The following is a 15,665-nucleotide window of genomic DNA, read 5'->3' on the forward strand; positions in this document are numbered from 1 at the left end:
CTTGCTCAATGCTAACAGTACTATTTTTTTGGTATTGCTCCCTTAATAAAAACTTTAGGAACATTCTGTCTAAAGGGAGCTTGGAATACATCACGATAAGTAAAATATGGTATGACATGCTCAATGACCATTTTTTTCATTTTTCGATCAGATGCTTCAATACAAACATGATAGGTATTCTGTGCCTTATACGCTGTATTCAAACCATCAACTGAACGCATTAATATTTTCGGTTCAATCGAACCAAAGTACCTTATATTTTCTGCATCTTGCAACTTTAAAATCTGAACTGCTTTAGTATCTAGAAAATTGTTCCAGCGCTGATTCAAATCTTGAACTACAGTAAATAATTGTGCCTGACAACGATCATTAAAGAACAAAACTACATTCAATGTAAACTCAGGCATCTCCTGTGTTTTCTTCTCTTGCCAAATACCAATATAACCACGCAACCAGTAACAAGGCTTTGCTCGCTTTGCTAAACGCATAAACTCAGTAAATAACTTTGAGAACTCTGACTGTTCTAAGCTTCCCTTTGATGAGCACGCCTTAACAGAAATACGATAAGCCCAACAATTTTGCCCCAACACATGATCAAAATATTCCCGTGTATCTGCCTGTCGTCGTGCACATTGTGAAAATTGTTTTTCCAAGATTTCACGTTTATCTTTTACTGTAGCTTGCGTTGTAAAAAAATAATGCCGTAATTTTTGGAGGTTTATATTCAGCTGAACTAATGCAGTATAGAGTATTGGCTGATCAAATATGAAGTCTATAAAATTCTGATGAAAATTCCTCCACAACATCAAACTTTCTTCACGACCAAACCACCATGTCCGTAAACCACAATTTTGAATTAAATAATCAATCCGCTCAACAAAGCTAAGATCGTATGCAAATTGCCTTACAAGTGACCAATACTGCTGACCAAGTTGCGTGGCTGATGTTTGTATATCCTTAACATTTAAAAAGTGCATCTGATTCGCTGATCTCACTTCATTAAAGGCGGGATATTGATTGTGCAACAAGGTCTCAATAAATACTTCAATGTGGAACAGCCACTCTCCATAGAGTTCTGGCAGTCCTTTCTCAGCACAAAATTCTTTATAGTAAATCTGTCCGACGAGCAGACGATCAGCCACCCGCTTATCAAGATGTTTGACGTCCCATACACTTTTAGAAGCCTTCCATTCCTGTAATACCTGCGCAAGATTTTTAGGTTGAGGGGTTTTCTTAGACGGCACAGGTGGATAATGTATATCCGGCTGTTTCCAATTCAGATCATCAAAGACCTCATTCACCTCAAAAGTTATTTGAGGATGTATGAGTTTAGCCACTGAATCTATTTTAAAAAAATAGCTAAGTACCCAATACTTAAATTGTTCAACCTGATTAGACGTATTGATTCCCATACAACCAACAGCAGATTTATTACCATGTATCCTTACAAACCTATTTCCATTGCTGACTTCAATAGCATCATAGTGACTAAATCTTTTTTTCAATGCTGCTTGTAAATGTGCAGCAATTTCAGGTTCTAGATTAATATTGAATCGTCTTAGAATAAAAACACATGAAAGCTTTAAACCATTTTGATAATCATGCTCAAGTTTTGTGTATGTGCGCAGTTTATCTGGAATCAATTTAAAAATTGTATTCTGTATCTCAGCCCGATCTTTAAGTACTTGCTCAATCAATTGCTTTAATGGTTCATTCTCTGCTTGATTCGCTATACGCACAAACCGAATATCAAGAACTAAGATATATACTTCCTGATGTATTGATAAAAGTGTATCAAAACACTTAAAAGCATCATTGATTTTGTCTGCGACTTGCTGAGTCTGTCTATTTTTTTGCTCAATATATTGAGGATCTTTTTGCAAGTCCAAAAAGAAATTATTCAATCTATATATTTTTTTATGTGGGAACTTTGAAGGTGACCATTGTTGCCTCCATTCACTCGAACCCGAAGAATTTAACAAAACCTTTTCAATACCTGGAGTATTACTGGGCAGCTTGACAGCATCTTCTTCCAGAAACTTTTGAAAATAAGTCCAATTCAACCCAAGCTTAAGACAAGTCAAATCAAAGATTCTTTGATTGAATTCAAACTTTTTAAAGTAAGGCAAAAAAATTCCATCAAACTCAGCATGCTCAGTAATTTTAATTTGTAACTGAGTCACCTGTGGCACACTCCCAGACTTCACATCATCTACAAATTTATCGAATGCCTCCATAACACGAACTGATTCTTTATATAAACAATTAAGCTGGTATGTCTGATCATTCTTCAAAGAAGAATCTAACTCGCTCCAGATATAAGGAACTTTATTAAAAAATAATTTAAATAGATCTTCATTCTTAATAATTAACTTATAATTATCCATAAATATACTTAAAACTCATTAAATACCCTATATATTAAAGGATTCAAGCCAAATCACTCAACAAATAAATACTCATTAATCACAGTTATTTTCACTATTATTCACCACAAATAAAAACATTAATCACTGTGAATAATAAAATTTTTCGCTATCTTGACACTTAAACACTTTTCGCGACTAAAGTTGATATGGCAACAATGCCAATTTTTCAATAAGATTCTGTCTAATTAAATATATTTTAGACATTGTTTTATCATGAAAGAATTAACTGTTATTGAACTAAGTGAAGAGACTGGACTTACCAGATCACAAATATACCACCTAAACAAAAAACATAACTTTATAAATTTAAATAAAAAAATTAATTATGAGGATGCCTTACCGATTATCACCGCATTAACAATCAAGAAAGCAAAAAAAGCAAATGAAAAAAATTTTAGACAAATTTTAAACATGCTTATTTTGCAAAATTTCGCTCTACAAAAACAGCTAAATTTAGCCTGTGAACGTGAAAAAACTTATCTTTCAGAACTTACGAGTTATCAAAAGAGTCTGGCTCAAAAAACCACCACAATCCCATCTATAGATCAGGGTAATGCACAATCAGCGCTTGAAAATGATTTAAACAATATAGATGAAAATTCTCGAAAACTAATACCATCTGAGAATGGTGTGCGTGTTCCTAATGAATCATGCAATGGCGACAATACAGAAAAAGAATCTGCAAATGAGACTTGTATCCAACCACTCCCTAAAATATTTATTCAGAATGAATCAATCTTATCCGAATCAAATATGAGTGATGGTGAATCTAGCGGACAAAAAAATGAAGTTATTGAGAAAAAAGAGATTACTCAGCTAATCCCCCCTACGCCATCACCAAATAGTACACAACCCTCGTTAGTTCCCCAAATACGCAAAAAAGAGGCAAATTTCTTATCAATACAAACATTAAAAAACATTTTAGCAAATAAGGATAAATCCCACACCAATAAGCAAAGTGAACAAGGACCTAAAAATGAGGCAGTGGCAGATCAAAGCAAGGTTAATAAAAACGATGATCGTGACTAATAAAAATCAGAAAAATATCTTGTAAATAGAGTTTAATTTGTAAGGGTTCAACTTAAACTCTATTTTCTTATTATCCAAAACCATCTGAATTATTCTTATTTTGATTATTCTAATCCAAAATTTTATGTGGGTTATAATGTGGGACAAAAACACAGGTAAGAAAAAAGCCCTTGCAAATACAAGGGCTTAATTCAGAATTTGGCGGAAGCGGTGAGATTCGAACTCACGGAGGACTCACACCCTCGTCGGTTTTCAAGACCGGTGCATTAAACCGCTCTGCCACGCTTCCATGGCCGCTATCATATAAATAAAAATTCAGCTTGGCAAATTATTTTGCCTTATTTTGAACACTTGGCGAATCGTTCATACAAAATTTAGGCGATTGTAAAATTTTGGCTTCGAGCTGAAAAATAGAAGCTCAATCAAAATTTATTGAATTGAGGTCAAGGCTAATTGCATTACCTCAATTTACGCACATAAAAAAACCCTGATGCTAAAAACATCAGGGTTTTTAAATATGGCGGAAGCGGTGAGATTCGAACTCACGGAGGACTCGCGCCCTCGTCGGTTTTCAAGACCGGTGCATTAAACCGCTCTGCCACGCTTCCATGGCCGCCATCATATAAATAAAATTCAGCAATGGCAAATTATTTTGTAAAAAACACGTCCAATTGAACAAAATAAAAGCAGTTTATTGTTTTTCAGTGCTTTCGCCCATTTCATAACGAATTGAATTGATATACCAACATTTTTTTCCTAGCGGGGTTAGGACTTCGACTTCATCATCCACTTGCTTGGATAAGAGTGCCCGAGCCATAGGTGAATCAATTGAGATATGCTGCGGATGATGATCATAAATTTCATCTACCCCCACAATCCTTAGCGTTTTTTGTTCACCGTCATCATTTTCAATATCAACCCATGCCCCAAAATAGACTTTCCCTTTTTGTTCGGGTGAGTAATCGATAATACGAAGCTCTTCCAAACGTTTTCCCAAGTAGCGTACACGTCGGTCAATTTTGCGTAACAATTGCTTATTATATTGATAATCCGCGTTTTCCGAACGATCTCCAAGACTAGCCGCCCAGTTCACTTTTTTAGTAATTTCAGGTCGCTCTTCATGCCATAAATGTTGAAGTTCAGCGACCAATAAATCGTGTCCACCACGGGTAATTAAGTTAGATTTCATGACGATTTTTAGGCCTTGAGCAAGTGCTGATTTTTACCAAACATGCCTATTTTATCCTCAATTTCTACACAGGCAAAGTATATAAAATTTATTCCCAAACAAAATCAATTATTTATGTTACATATTTTAATATTTTTTCGTACAAAATTTGACAAGTATTTTTTTGCTCATTATTATGCGCACATCTTTTAGGCTTGTTTAATTTTTATCCAGTGTAGATTTTCTACATATTTCCCGAAACCCCCTAGTCATTTTTGAATGACGTCATGACTGCCCAACCCTTATTGAATTTATCAAACTTGAAAAAGTCTGAGGCCTGTTTGCCTTTGCTTTTTAGGGCATAAATTACTTGTAGCGGAGACAACATGCACAGTAGTTCAACTTCTGGGTCGAGGCTTTGCCTTAACTCTTTTAACTCTCTCCCATTTAAAGCGCTTGCACTTAGTACTATCTTAATTCCTTTTCACAGTATTAATGCTAGCAAAACAGCACATCAATATGATGCTGTCGTCAACAGTAATAAACTCACTGTTGTTGCAGTTGCCAATCCTGCCATTGTTTTTCAGGATGGTAAACATCGACATGGTTTTGGTTACGACCTTGCACGTAACTATGCAGAAAGTTTAAATGTTCAATTAGATTTTAAAACAGTGAATGACAATGCCACTGCTTTAAAAATGGTTGCCAAAGGTCAAGCCAATTTTGCTATGACCACTGCCGAAATGAGTACCATTGAAGCCAAGCATTTGACGTCATTTTCAGCCAGTTGTGGTGATACCGTTTCTTTAAAAAAGAATGGTTTAAACAGCAACTTAAACTGGGTATTTAAAAATGCAGATGATCCACTAAGCCAAACCGCGAGTGGTTTTATTTGCCGTGCCAAACAAAATGGCGCAATTGGACAGTTGGCATCATTCTACAACCGTAATGTGGTCAAACAAGATTCTTGGAATGTGATTCAACGTGATTTAAGTAAACGTATGCCGATCTATAAGGCAAGTTTTAAAAACACGGCCAAGCAATACGATCTAGACTGGCATTTATTGGCAGCGATTGGTTATCAAGAGTCTTACCTCAAACCTGACTCGGTATCCCCAACGGGTGTTCGTGGCATTATGATGCTGACCAACAGTACAGCAAAAGCCATGGGTGTGAGCAACCGTACAGATGCGACTCAAAGCATTCAAGGTGGTGCAAAGTACTATGACCAAATGCTAAACCGTTATAGTAACATTCCGTACCCTGATCGTAATTGGTATGCCTTAGTGGCTTATAACATGGGTCCTGGTGCTGTAAGTCAGATTCAAAAGCGCATCCAATCTCAGGGTAAAAACCCGAATAAGTGGGTGAATTTATATGCTTATCTAGACCGTAACAAGGCCAGCAATGGTCGTTATCGTCAAGCTGTGCAATATGTCACGCGTATTCGTGCTTATTTGGAACATATTAAAACCACACCTCAACTGGTGAATATCTAATATACATCCACCTAACATTTACATGTGAGCGCACAAAAAAAAGCTTACCTTCGGGTAAGCTTTTTTCGTTTTAGACTTAAGCAGTTTGCTCAAGTACTTTTTTGAATAAATCTTTTTGCTCAGTACTTGGTTTTGCTGTTTGCAATGCCATCAATTGTGACATATCACCTTGTACTTTTATTTTGCCCGTCATAAACGCTTGCATCGCTGCAGCCATATCAAACTCAAGGAATACTTTACGTAAAGTTTCGGCATCCATGTTCAAAGTTGTTTTCGCGTTTGAAGATAAACCTTTTTTAATTGCACCACCGTCTAATGACAATTCAGTATTGCCTGCAGCGTCAGCAACCACAAGGTTAATTGCAAGATTAGCCAATGCAGGTGGTAAGTTTAAATCACCAGCTTGAGCTGTCAGAGTTTCTACAGTTGAAAACCAATCATCAGTTAAAAAAGCAGGCATGATCTTTCCTCAATTTATTTTGTTCGTGTGTGTTGCCGTTCCAGACAACATCAGTGCAAGCATATTTTGCTTGAGGTTTGTTATAGCATGATCATTTGTGAAAAGGCTAAAGTTTTTTGTACGCGCCGTTCAATATTTAACTGTTTAACAACAAAATGTGAAAAATCATAAGCATAAAAAAGGCACTCTGTAGAATGCCTTTTGCATGATAAGGTTTTCGGCTTAATCTGCCATAAACCCTAAGTTCACCATATTAATGCGTTTGCTTTCTGACTCACCTTCTTCAGTTGAACAACTTTCGCTATTTTTAAAATCAAATTCGCGTTGTTCATCTAGGGCTTCAAAGTCGAATAACTCACGGTCAGCCAGTTGTGAAGGTGATACATTTTGCAACGCACCAAAAATACTGTGTAAACGTTTTGGAAATTCTTTATCCCAAGTACGCAGCATGTCATTTAACATCGCACGTTGTAAGTTTTCCTGAGAACCACACAAATTACATGGGATAATTGGGAACTTACGCATTTCTGCATATTTGATAATGTCTTTTTCTTCCACATAAGCCAGTGGACGAATCAAAATGTTCTTTTTGTCAGAAGACAATAATTTCGGTGGCATGGCTTTTAAGCTGCCGCCATGGAACAAGTTCAAGAAGAACGTCGCCAAAATATCATCACGATGATGACCTAAAGCCACTTTCGTCGCCCCAATTTCTTGAGCAAAGCCGTATAACGAACCACGACGTAGACGTGAGCATACTGCACAATACGTTTTACCTTCTGGCGTTAAACGTTTGGTAATGCTGTAGGTATCTTTTTCTAAGATGTAATACGGAATTTTGTTTTCTTCTAAATAACGTGGCAATACGTCTTCAGGGAAACCCGGTTGTTTTTGGTCAAGGTTGACCGCAACCACATCAAAATTAATCGGTGCAATACGCTTAAACTGCAACAAAATGTCGAGCAAGGTATAACTGTCTTTACCGCCTGAAATACAGACCATCACCTTGTCGCCCTCTTCGATCATTTTAAAATCACGAATGGCATGACCGACCTGACGGCGTAGCTTTTTCAATAAACGATAATACGCAGAGCTAGTTGGTAGTTCTGGTTTGAAATTAAATCCTTGTTCGGACTCAACTGGCGAGAACATAGACGAGTTAAACCTAAAAAAAAATACCGCGCAATTTTATCCGATTCGCAGACTTCTCGCATCAAAAGAATGTAATTTCCGAAAAAAGTAGAAATACTGTCATGATCACGTAATCTTCAGTGCAATATTCTATACGGTACAGTTCATTTTTTAGCCCAAATGCTTATCTTTTGGACTTTTCCACAGTTGTCCACAAAAGCTGTGGATAACTTTGTGGATTTTAAATGACTTGACAAGGTGAGCCGCCCTTATTTTAAGGCTTTTATTTAAATTGATCATTTTTTGATCAATTTAAATAAATTTAATTATCAATGACTTAAGTGTGTCAAGTTAAGATCAATAAAAATAAATAAATATTTTTTTTGATTATTGAATCATCAAAATGACTTGATTTTTACAAAGTAAAGAAGAAATCAGTCTATGAAGCCTTTTCATCTAATTTTTTTTTGATAAACTCTCTTTAACTGTTTGGGGACAGAATTTTTCTTCACAATAAAATGAAAAACATTACTTGGACTTTGGGGCTGTTATTAGGTGGAAGTGTGGCTATCAGTTTAGCAGCACCAAACATTTTTGCCGGCCAAACGATTTATCAATTGCGTGAAAGTAATGGCACAACGTTACTGACCAATAAACAAGGCCGCTATAGCAATCTAAAAGTTGAGAAAAAAACCTACTATCCGGACAGTAATATCCATAGTTATAGTAACTGGGGCTCAAATGAAGCGTCTGTGTTACCCAGCTATAGTAGGAATAAAAATGCCTTTGACAATATTATTAAACAAGCAGCGGCCCAACATGGTGTTTCCGAAGGTCTAATCAAAGCGGTGATGCATACCGAATCAGGCTTTAACACTAATGCTCGTTCACCTGTTGGCGCCCAAGGTTTAATGCAGCTCATGCCTGCCACGGCACGTCGCTTCAATGTAACAAATGCTTATGATCCACATCAGAACATTATGGCTGGTGCGCGCTATTTATCTTGGCTACTGAAACGTTTTAATGGTAACACCTCACTTGCCTTAGCTGGTTATAACGCAGGTGAAGGCAATGTCGCAAAATATGGTGGTATCCCACCTTTTCGCGAAACACAAGATTATGTCCGCCGTGTCACTAGCCGCTACAACAACCTATATGCTGGTAGTTTAAGTGTATCAGGTTCGAGCAATTCCGATATCGCTTCAAATAGTGGTCGGATTATTGCCAGTTCGGATAATTATCATGCTACTGCCCCTACGGTTGCTAAATCATCGGCACGTCAAATTATTCAAACAGACAATGCTAGTTTTACCGACGCACCTTCAGGTTCATTTGCCACAGCAAATGCGTCTGCTTCAGCGCGTATTTATTTCAATGAATAAATTCACTGATTTTGTAAAATTGCATCTGTTTTACTAATTTTTCCTTGAAATTTTAAGACTTTCACCTCATATTGAGTTTAATGATTTTTATTTGTAAATCAGATCATTTTTCTATAATAAGAGGATTTACCCAATGATGCGGATTGGTTTGTTCTTGCTAACCAACCTCGCGGTACTGGTTGTAGCTGGCATAATCTTGTCACTCTTCGGTGTCGGTAGTTACCACGGTGCAGGCGGCTTAAATTTAGGCAACTTGCTCGTAATCTGTTTTGTGTTCGGTATGGTGGGTTCAATGATCTCACTATTCATGTCAAAATGGATGGCGAAGAAAACCACGGGTACAGAGCTGATTGACCCTAATGCACCACGTAACCAAGCTGAAGCATGGTTACTTAACGAAGTTGCGCAACTGGCACAACGTTCTGGTATCAAAATGCCAGAAGTGGGTATTTTCCCATCGTACCAGTCAAATGCCTTTGCAACAGGCTGGAATAAAAATGATGCTTTAGTAGCAGTTTCTACCGGTCTACTTGAACGTATGAACAAAGACGAGCTCCGTGCCGTACTCGCTCACGAAATTGGTCACGTAGCCAATGGTGATATGGTAACCCTTGCATTGGTGCAAGGTGTAGTCAACGCCTTTGTGATGTTCTTTGCGCGTGTAGCAGGTGACTTCATTGACCGTAATGTTTTTGGTCGTGAAGATGGTGAAGCACCGGGTATCGCATATTTTGTCATTACGATTGTATTAGATATTGTTTTTGGTATCGCAGCGTCTGCCATTGTGATGTGGTTCTCTCGCTACCGTGAATACCGTGCCGATGAAGCTGGTGCGCGTTTAGCAGGTAAACAAGCGATGATTTCTGCCCTGTTACGTTTACAAGCAGAATCTGAAATGCCAGATCAAATGCCAAAAGAAATGAAAGCCTTCGCAATTTCTGCGGGTCAAGAACAAGGTTTCAGTTTAGCTGCTTTGTTCCAAACACACCCAACGATTGAACAACGTGTTGCGGCATTACAACAATTAGATTGCCCATAATCGAGCATCTAATGTATGTCGTAAAAAAGCCTCCCTATGGAGGCTTTTTTAAGTCTAATTTTTTCCGAACATTTACTGTCTTATCAATAATCTTTCAGCTGAACGATCTTTCAATTGAATAGCCTCTCAGTGATCGCGTCAAGCAACAAGGCATTTCTATCTACAATACTCCATTGGCCTTTAACCATTGCCAAAGCAATGAACCACCCATATAAATTGCAAAGATAAAGACTAATAAGAAAATCATCCCGAATATATCTGGGATATGGATCCATATCCATGCAACCACAGGGTTGCGCCAAAAAGCAGATTGCTGTTGTTTCTGTTCTAATTTTTCATGTAAAAACGGATGTACCACATGTTGATCTGTACTGATTTGATATTCTTCACGAATGTGCGTATGTACAACATCTAAAGCTTTACGGCTCGGTCGAATAAACACATCAAAGATCGTCCCTGCAACAGGAATAAACCCCACGATAGCATCTATAACTGCGAGTTTCATCACACCATTTAATTTGGCTTGTGGTACGCCAATCTGTTTGGCTTTATAGACGGCATAACAGGTCAAGACAAATCCTGCGATATCACCAGCTACGGGAATGGTACTCAACGCTGCGTCCGCACCTACCCCTTGTCGAGTAAATGGAATCCGAACCACGGAGTCCATCATATTGGCAAACTTTGCGAGATCGCGTTCAAGACGAATGACTTCTTGCTTTGACATTTTTTGTTTTAATGGTTCAGTCATGTTTTATCCAATAAAAACCGTGTAAATCACTGAGATTAAAACATATTAGAAGTCTTCAATCTGTAGCAAAATGCTAATCTCTATAAATTGAGCAATTGTGAAGCAATCATCAAATACACCACCACGCCTGTCGCATCACAAATCGAGGTTACCAAGGGTGCAGAAGCACTTGCAGGATCGAACTTTAACTTATTGAGTATGAAAGGCAAACTCATGCCAATTAAACAACCGAGCAATACGATACCCATCATACTCAGTGCCAAGACCAAGGCCACGGTTGCATCACCACGGTAGTAGCCTAAAATAGATACAGCAATGGCCATGGTTCCGCCCAGACACAGGGCAACCAAACTTTCACGTCCCAGCAAGTAAAACCAGTCCCTAAAATGTACATCGCCCGTTGCCAATGCACGCACCATCAGCGTTGCAGATTGAGAGCCGGCATTTCCACCACTGCCGACCAATAAGGGCAAAAAGAAAACCAATACAATATTTGCGGCAATAACGTCTTCAAAATGTGCAATGCCAATCCCGGATAACAAACTGCCAAAAACAAGAAATACCAGCCAATACACCCGTTTTTGATAGAGTTGCAATATCGGGGCAGATTTAAGACTCAATTTAGATGATGCATCGACAGCACCAGATTTTAAAAAATCTTCTGTTGCCTCTTCACTGGCCACATCCATTGCATCATCATACGTCACAATACCCACCATCACACCGGCATGATCTATAATGGGTAATGCCAATAAGTCATAACGAGCAATGGTTTTGGCTACTTCATTCTGATCGCTGTCAAAATATGCAAAAATAATATCGGTCGCCATTAAATCACTAATATTGCTTTGTTCTTCGGCAAGTATTAATTGTTTGAGCGATAAAACACCCAGCAGCTTTCTTGCTTCATCAAGTACATAGGCCAAATAAATGGTTTCCGAATCGGGTGCCTCATAACGCAACATTTTAATGGCATCTTTTACCGACATATTCGGTTTTAGGGTGGCATATTCGGAGCTCATGATGGCCCCTGCCGTACCTTCTACATAAGAAGAGAGCTGCCGAATATCTTCACGCTCGGCCTGTGCCAATGCAGGCAATAAAGTATTTTGCTGCTCGTGATCTAAACATTTAAATAAATCGACACGCTTGTCTGAAGGCATTTCGCCCATAATTTCAGCCAAGTCTGTTCGCGTTAAACCGCGTGCAAATTTTACTTGTTCTTCGGGTTTGAGATATGAAAATACATAGGCGCGTGCAGGAAGATGCAGTAGCAGCTTTTGACTATTCTCTAAAGGTAATTGTGCCAAAATATCAGCCAAATCTGCGGCTTTAAACGTTTTAACAGAGTCTAATGCCAATGCAATATCTTGCTTGCTTAGTGCATCATTTAAAAGATATAAAAAGTTGTTGTAGCTCATGCTCACCCCCTATTACCCAACCTATGTAATAGGGCCGCAACGGCTCTTATTTTATTTGCCGAATGAACCCACATAATAATGTTGGTAAATATATATGTTTGAAATTTGGTGTATCTGACAACTGTGCCTGTCCATTTAGGGATTTAATCCTCATCAAACCGCTTATACGCGCAGCAATACTACGAAAAACTGTTACATTTCTCAACCTTTACAACGAAACCTAAACAATTTAATCACTTATGTTTCTTTTAACAGACTTGGGCTTAAATAGAGTCCGTATCAATACATACATAAACGGAATAAAGATCAGCACCAAAACCGTACCGAATATTACCCCACCGAGTACGCTCACCCCAATCTCTTGGCGACTGGCTGCACCTGCACCAAAAGCAAGAACTAAAGGAACCACTCCCGCACCAAAAGCCAAAGAGGTCATCAAAATAGGACGTAAACGAAGTGCTGCGCCTTCCATTGCAGCTTCGATTACATGTTTGCCTTTTTCTTGTGCCATCGCTGCAAACTCTACAATCAAGATCGCGTTTTTACAGGACAAACCAATTGTTGTCAGTAGAGCAATTTGGAAATAGATGTCATTTGGAAAACCGGCCATGTAGCTAAACAAAATATTACCACCTATCCCAAGTGGAATCGCACTCATGACTGCAGTTGGAATACTCCAACTTTCATATAGGGCGGCAAGACAAAGGAAAATAAATCCTATCGAGACCAAATATAGCCAAATCGCTTGATGACTTGATTTTTGCTCTTCAAAGGATAACCCACTCCATGCCACGTCCACACCCGGCACTTGATCAACTAAAGCTTTAACATCCTGCATAGCTTGTCCACTTGAGACATTTTTGGCTGTATCCGCTTCCATTTGTAATGCGGTATAGCCCATGAAACGATTAACAACTTCTGGACCGCCACTCCAACCAATGGTTGAAAAATTACTAAATGGAATCATTTCATTTTGATCATTTCGCACATGCCAATAAGCCAAATCTTCTGGTTTAGAACGAAATTCGGCATCTGCCTGCATCATGACGCGTTTAATGCGCCCACGGTCGATAAAATCGTTGATATAGCTACCGCCCCATGCGCTACTCATGGTGCTATTAATCGCATTTTGAGTTAACCCCAAGGCCATTGCTTGTTTTTGATCAATATCTACTTTTAGTTCAGCTTTATCGGGGTTTGAGCGTTTGTCTAAATTTTCGAAACTGCTGAATTGTGAAGATTTTTCTTGTAAGCTTTTAAATTGCGCATCGAGATAAGCACGGCCTTCACCATTCATATCTCGCAGCCAAAATTCCAGACCATCGGTTTGCCCAAGGCCACTGACAGAGGAAGGCATGCTGACATTGATTTGTGCATTGTTAAATTTTTTAAAATGTTTCATAGCACGTTCACGAATCGCTTGCGCTGAATTGTGTTGTCCTGAACGTTCATCCCAATGCTTCAGTGCAATAAAGCCTTGCCCTAAGTTTTGACCCGTACCAGAAAAATTTCGTCCATAACGAATCATCACCAAATCAACATTTTGCTTTTCTTCAGTTAAAAAGTACTGCCGAATTTGTTCACCGACCTCACGACTTTTCGACATCGGTGCACCTTCTTGTAATTTAAGTTGCACACTCAAAATACCCTGGTCTTCACTAGGAATAAAACTGGTCGGCAAAGCACGATAAAACAAAGCAAATACCGTAATGAGCCCCGCAAACAACACCACCGTCCATAAGCGATAACGAACCGTGGCTTGTGCAAGTGTCAAATATTTGGTTTTTAAAATCTCTAATTTGGCGTTAAACCAAATCGCCCAGCGCTGTGGTTTCGGATTTGGTTTTAAAATTAAGGCACATAATGTAGGAGTTAAAATCAGCGCAACCATCAGTGACAAGCCCATGGCAGCCACAAGTGTGATGGAAAATTGTCTATAGATCACGCCCGTTGAGCCACCAAAGAACGCCATGGGAATAAATACAGCGGTCAATACCAAAGTAATCCCGATTAATGCCCCGCTAATTTCATGCATCGACTCGATGGCCGCTTGTTTTGCTGTTAACTGTTGTTCATGCATTAAACGTTCGACGTTTTCCACCACAACAATCGCATCATCGACCAACAGACCGATGGCCAGTACCAATGCAAACAAGGTGAGCGTATTAATGGTCATGCCCAAAGCATATAAAATCGCTAAAGTCCCTAGAATCACCACAGGCACGGTAATCGCAGGTATCAGCGTTGCTCGCCAATTTTGTAAGAAGATAAACATCACCAAAACCACCAATAAAACGGCTTCGAATAATGTTTTCACCACTTCTTTAATCGATTCTTGTACAAATGGCGTGTTATCCCGAGGATAAACAATTTTATAACCGGCAGGTAATTGCTTCGCTAATTGTTCAATTTCTTGCTTAATTAAGGCTGAGGTTTCAAGTGCATTTGCCCCAGATGCCAATGAGATCCCCATCCCTGAAGATGGATACCCATTAATGGTATTCACCCCTGAATAATTTTCCGCACCCAATTCAACACGTGCAACGTCTTTTAAATAGACAAAACTGCCGTCTCGTGCAGATTTGACAATTATATTTTCAAATTCTTCAACTGACTTTAAACGTGAACCTGACGTGACTTTTGCATTGAGATATTGATCCGATACACTCGGCAATTCACCTACGGCTCCGGCTGCAACCTGCGTATTTTGTGATTCAACAGCCGCACGGATATCACTGGGCATAAGGCTATATTGCTTTAACTTCAGTGGGTTGAGCCAAATGCGCATGGCAAATTGCGAACCAAAAACATCGACTTCACCGATACCCTCAATTCGAGCAATGTCCTGCTCTAGATGAGTCATCATATAGTCACCAAGTTCGATATTCGAACTCTTGCCAGTCTCATCATAGAGGCCGATAACCATATGGGTATCACCCAAAGATTTATAGACATTTACCCCTTGGCGCTGCACATCTTCAGGCAGCCGATTGATTACTCCATTTATGGCATTTTGTACTTGTACTTGAGCGGTATCTGGGTCAGTGCCATTTTCAAAACTGATGCTGATCCGGCTTCGACCTGAAGAGTCGCTGCTTGAACTAAAATATAAAAGATGATCAATTCCTTTAATTTGTTGCTCAAGAACTTGTGTGACACTTTCCTCGACTGTTTCTGCTGACGCACCGCTATAACTTGCACTGACCGTAATTCGTGGTGGTGCAATATCTGGATAGCGCTCTACCGGTAAATTGAGCACAGCAAAAAGCCCGAGCGCCATGACGATGATCGCCAAGACACCTGCAAAAATCGGGCGATAAATAAAAAACTTAGACAGCATCAGTCCATGTCACTTT

General features: G+C 38.9%; 11 protein-coding genes and 2 tRNA genes. 4 read left to right on the plus strand and 9 right to left on the minus strand.

Annotated elements, in window-relative coordinates; translation table 11 throughout:
• Window positions 1-20: 20 nt before the first annotated feature.
• Window positions 21-2,387 carry a hypothetical protein gene (locus B1201_RS02080; protein ID WP_078192139.1) on the minus strand — a complete coding sequence of 789 codons (2,367 nt, stop codon included), beginning with the start codon at window positions 2,385-2,387 and terminating at the stop codon, window positions 21-23.
• A gap of 255 nt (window positions 2,388-2,642) precedes the next feature.
• Between B1201_RS02080 and B1201_RS02085 the strand changes: the two genes are divergently transcribed.
• On the plus strand, window positions 2,643-3,458 hold the full coding sequence (locus B1201_RS02085) for a hypothetical protein (protein WP_078192140.1): 816 nt from the start codon (window positions 2,643-2,645) through the stop codon (window positions 3,456-3,458).
• Between the two features lie 199 nt (window positions 3,459-3,657).
• On the opposite strand, the gene B1201_RS02090 is transcribed toward B1201_RS02085, so the two are convergent.
• From B1201_RS02090 to greB, 3 genes are all read right to left on the minus strand, one after another.
• Window positions 3,658-3,747: transfer RNA gene (locus B1201_RS02090), tRNA-Ser, on the minus strand.
• A gap of 229 nt (window positions 3,748-3,976) precedes the next feature.
• Window positions 3,977-4,066: transfer RNA gene (locus tag B1201_RS02095), tRNA-Ser, on the minus strand.
• Between the two features lie 83 nt (window positions 4,067-4,149).
• Window positions 4,150-4,647: a transcription elongation factor GreB gene (gene greB, locus B1201_RS02100; RefSeq protein WP_078192141.1), complete on the minus strand. Its 498-nt coding sequence runs from the start codon at window positions 4,645-4,647 to the stop codon at window positions 4,150-4,152.
• A gap of 365 nt (window positions 4,648-5,012) precedes the next feature.
• Between greB and B1201_RS02110 the strand changes: the two genes are divergently transcribed.
• Window positions 5,013-6,125: a transglycosylase SLT domain-containing protein gene (locus B1201_RS02110; RefSeq protein WP_078192143.1), complete on the plus strand. Its 1,113-nt coding sequence runs from the start codon at window positions 5,013-5,015 to the stop codon at window positions 6,123-6,125.
• 76 nt (window positions 6,126-6,201) lie between these two features.
• Here B1201_RS02110 and B1201_RS02115 read toward each other — a convergent pair whose 3' ends face one another.
• A complete protein-coding gene (locus B1201_RS02115) occupies window positions 6,202-6,585 on the minus strand; it encodes an SCP2 sterol-binding domain-containing protein (protein ID WP_078190434.1) in 384 nt (127 codons plus the stop codon).
• Window positions 6,586-6,807: 222 nt separating this feature from the next.
• A complete protein-coding gene (ttcA, locus tag B1201_RS02120) occupies window positions 6,808-7,737 on the minus strand; it encodes a tRNA 2-thiocytidine(32) synthetase TtcA (protein ID WP_078192144.1) in 930 nt (309 codons plus the stop codon).
• A gap of 497 nt (window positions 7,738-8,234) precedes the next feature.
• Here ttcA and B1201_RS02125 point away from each other — a divergent pair, with 497 nt between their 5' ends.
• Window positions 8,235-9,098, plus strand: coding sequence for a lytic transglycosylase domain-containing protein (locus B1201_RS02125; RefSeq protein ID WP_078192145.1), 864 nt, complete (start codon window positions 8,235-8,237; stop codon window positions 9,096-9,098).
• A gap of 133 nt (window positions 9,099-9,231) precedes the next feature.
• Complete coding sequence (htpX, locus tag B1201_RS02130; RefSeq protein WP_078192146.1) at window positions 9,232-10,137, plus strand: protease HtpX; 906 nt, start codon at window positions 9,232-9,234, stop codon at window positions 10,135-10,137.
• A 160-nt stretch (window positions 10,138-10,297) separates the two neighbouring features.
• On the opposite strand, the gene B1201_RS02135 is transcribed toward htpX, so the two are convergent.
• From B1201_RS02135 to B1201_RS02145, 3 genes are all read right to left on the minus strand, one after another.
• A complete protein-coding gene (locus B1201_RS02135; protein ID WP_078192147.1) occupies window positions 10,298-10,888 on the minus strand; it encodes a DUF4112 domain-containing protein in 591 nt (196 codons plus the stop codon).
• Between the two features lie 80 nt (window positions 10,889-10,968).
• Window positions 10,969-12,309 carry a magnesium transporter gene (mgtE, locus tag B1201_RS02140; RefSeq protein WP_078192148.1) on the minus strand — a complete coding sequence of 447 codons (1,341 nt, stop codon included), beginning with the start codon at window positions 12,307-12,309 and terminating at the stop codon, window positions 10,969-10,971.
• A gap of 229 nt (window positions 12,310-12,538) precedes the next feature.
• Window positions 12,539-15,649, minus strand: coding sequence for a multidrug efflux RND transporter permease subunit (locus tag B1201_RS02145; protein WP_078192149.1), 3,111 nt, complete (start codon window positions 15,647-15,649; stop codon window positions 12,539-12,541).
• Between the last annotated feature and the right edge of the window lie 16 nt (window positions 15,650-15,665).

Origin of the sequence: Acinetobacter sp. ANC 5600 (genome assembly GCF_002018395.1) — a bacterium.
GTDB classification, from domain to species: Bacteria; Pseudomonadota; Gammaproteobacteria; order Pseudomonadales; family Moraxellaceae; genus Acinetobacter; species Acinetobacter amyesii.

What these genes read in the sequence shown, in the direction of transcription:
- greB (WP_078192141.1), bottom strand. Translation starts at nt 4,647, where the DNA reads ATGAAATCTAACTTAATTACCCGTGGTGGACACGATTTATTGGTCGCT.
- B1201_RS02145 (WP_078192149.1), bottom strand. Translation starts at nt 15,649, where the DNA reads ATGCTGTCTAAGTTTTTTATTTATCGCCCGATTTTTGCAGGTGTCTTG.
- B1201_RS02085 (WP_078192140.1), top strand. Translation starts at nt 2,643, where the DNA reads ATGAAAGAATTAACTGTTATTGAACTAAGTGAAGAGACTGGACTTACC.
- B1201_RS02125 (WP_078192145.1), top strand. Translation starts at nt 8,235, where the DNA reads ATGAAAAACATTACTTGGACTTTGGGGCTGTTATTAGGTGGAAGTGTG.
- B1201_RS02110 (WP_078192143.1), top strand. Translation starts at nt 5,013, where the DNA reads ATGCACAGTAGTTCAACTTCTGGGTCGAGGCTTTGCCTTAACTCTTTT.
- ttcA (WP_078192144.1), bottom strand. Translation starts at nt 7,737, where the DNA reads ATGTTCTCGCCAGTTGAGTCCGAACAAGGATTTAATTTCAAACCAGAA.
- mgtE (WP_078192148.1), bottom strand. Translation starts at nt 12,309, where the DNA reads ATGAGCTACAACAACTTTTTATATCTTTTAAATGATGCACTAAGCAAG.
- B1201_RS02115 (WP_078190434.1), bottom strand. Translation starts at nt 6,585, where the DNA reads ATGCCTGCTTTTTTAACTGATGATTGGTTTTCAACTGTAGAAACTCTG.
- B1201_RS02080 (WP_078192139.1), bottom strand. Translation starts at nt 2,387, where the DNA reads ATGGATAATTATAAGTTAATTATTAAGAATGAAGATCTATTTAAATTA.
- B1201_RS02135 (WP_078192147.1), bottom strand. Translation starts at nt 10,888, where the DNA reads ATGACTGAACCATTAAAACAAAAAATGTCAAAGCAAGAAGTCATTCGT.
- htpX (WP_078192146.1), top strand. Translation starts at nt 9,232, where the DNA reads ATGATGCGGATTGGTTTGTTCTTGCTAACCAACCTCGCGGTACTGGTT.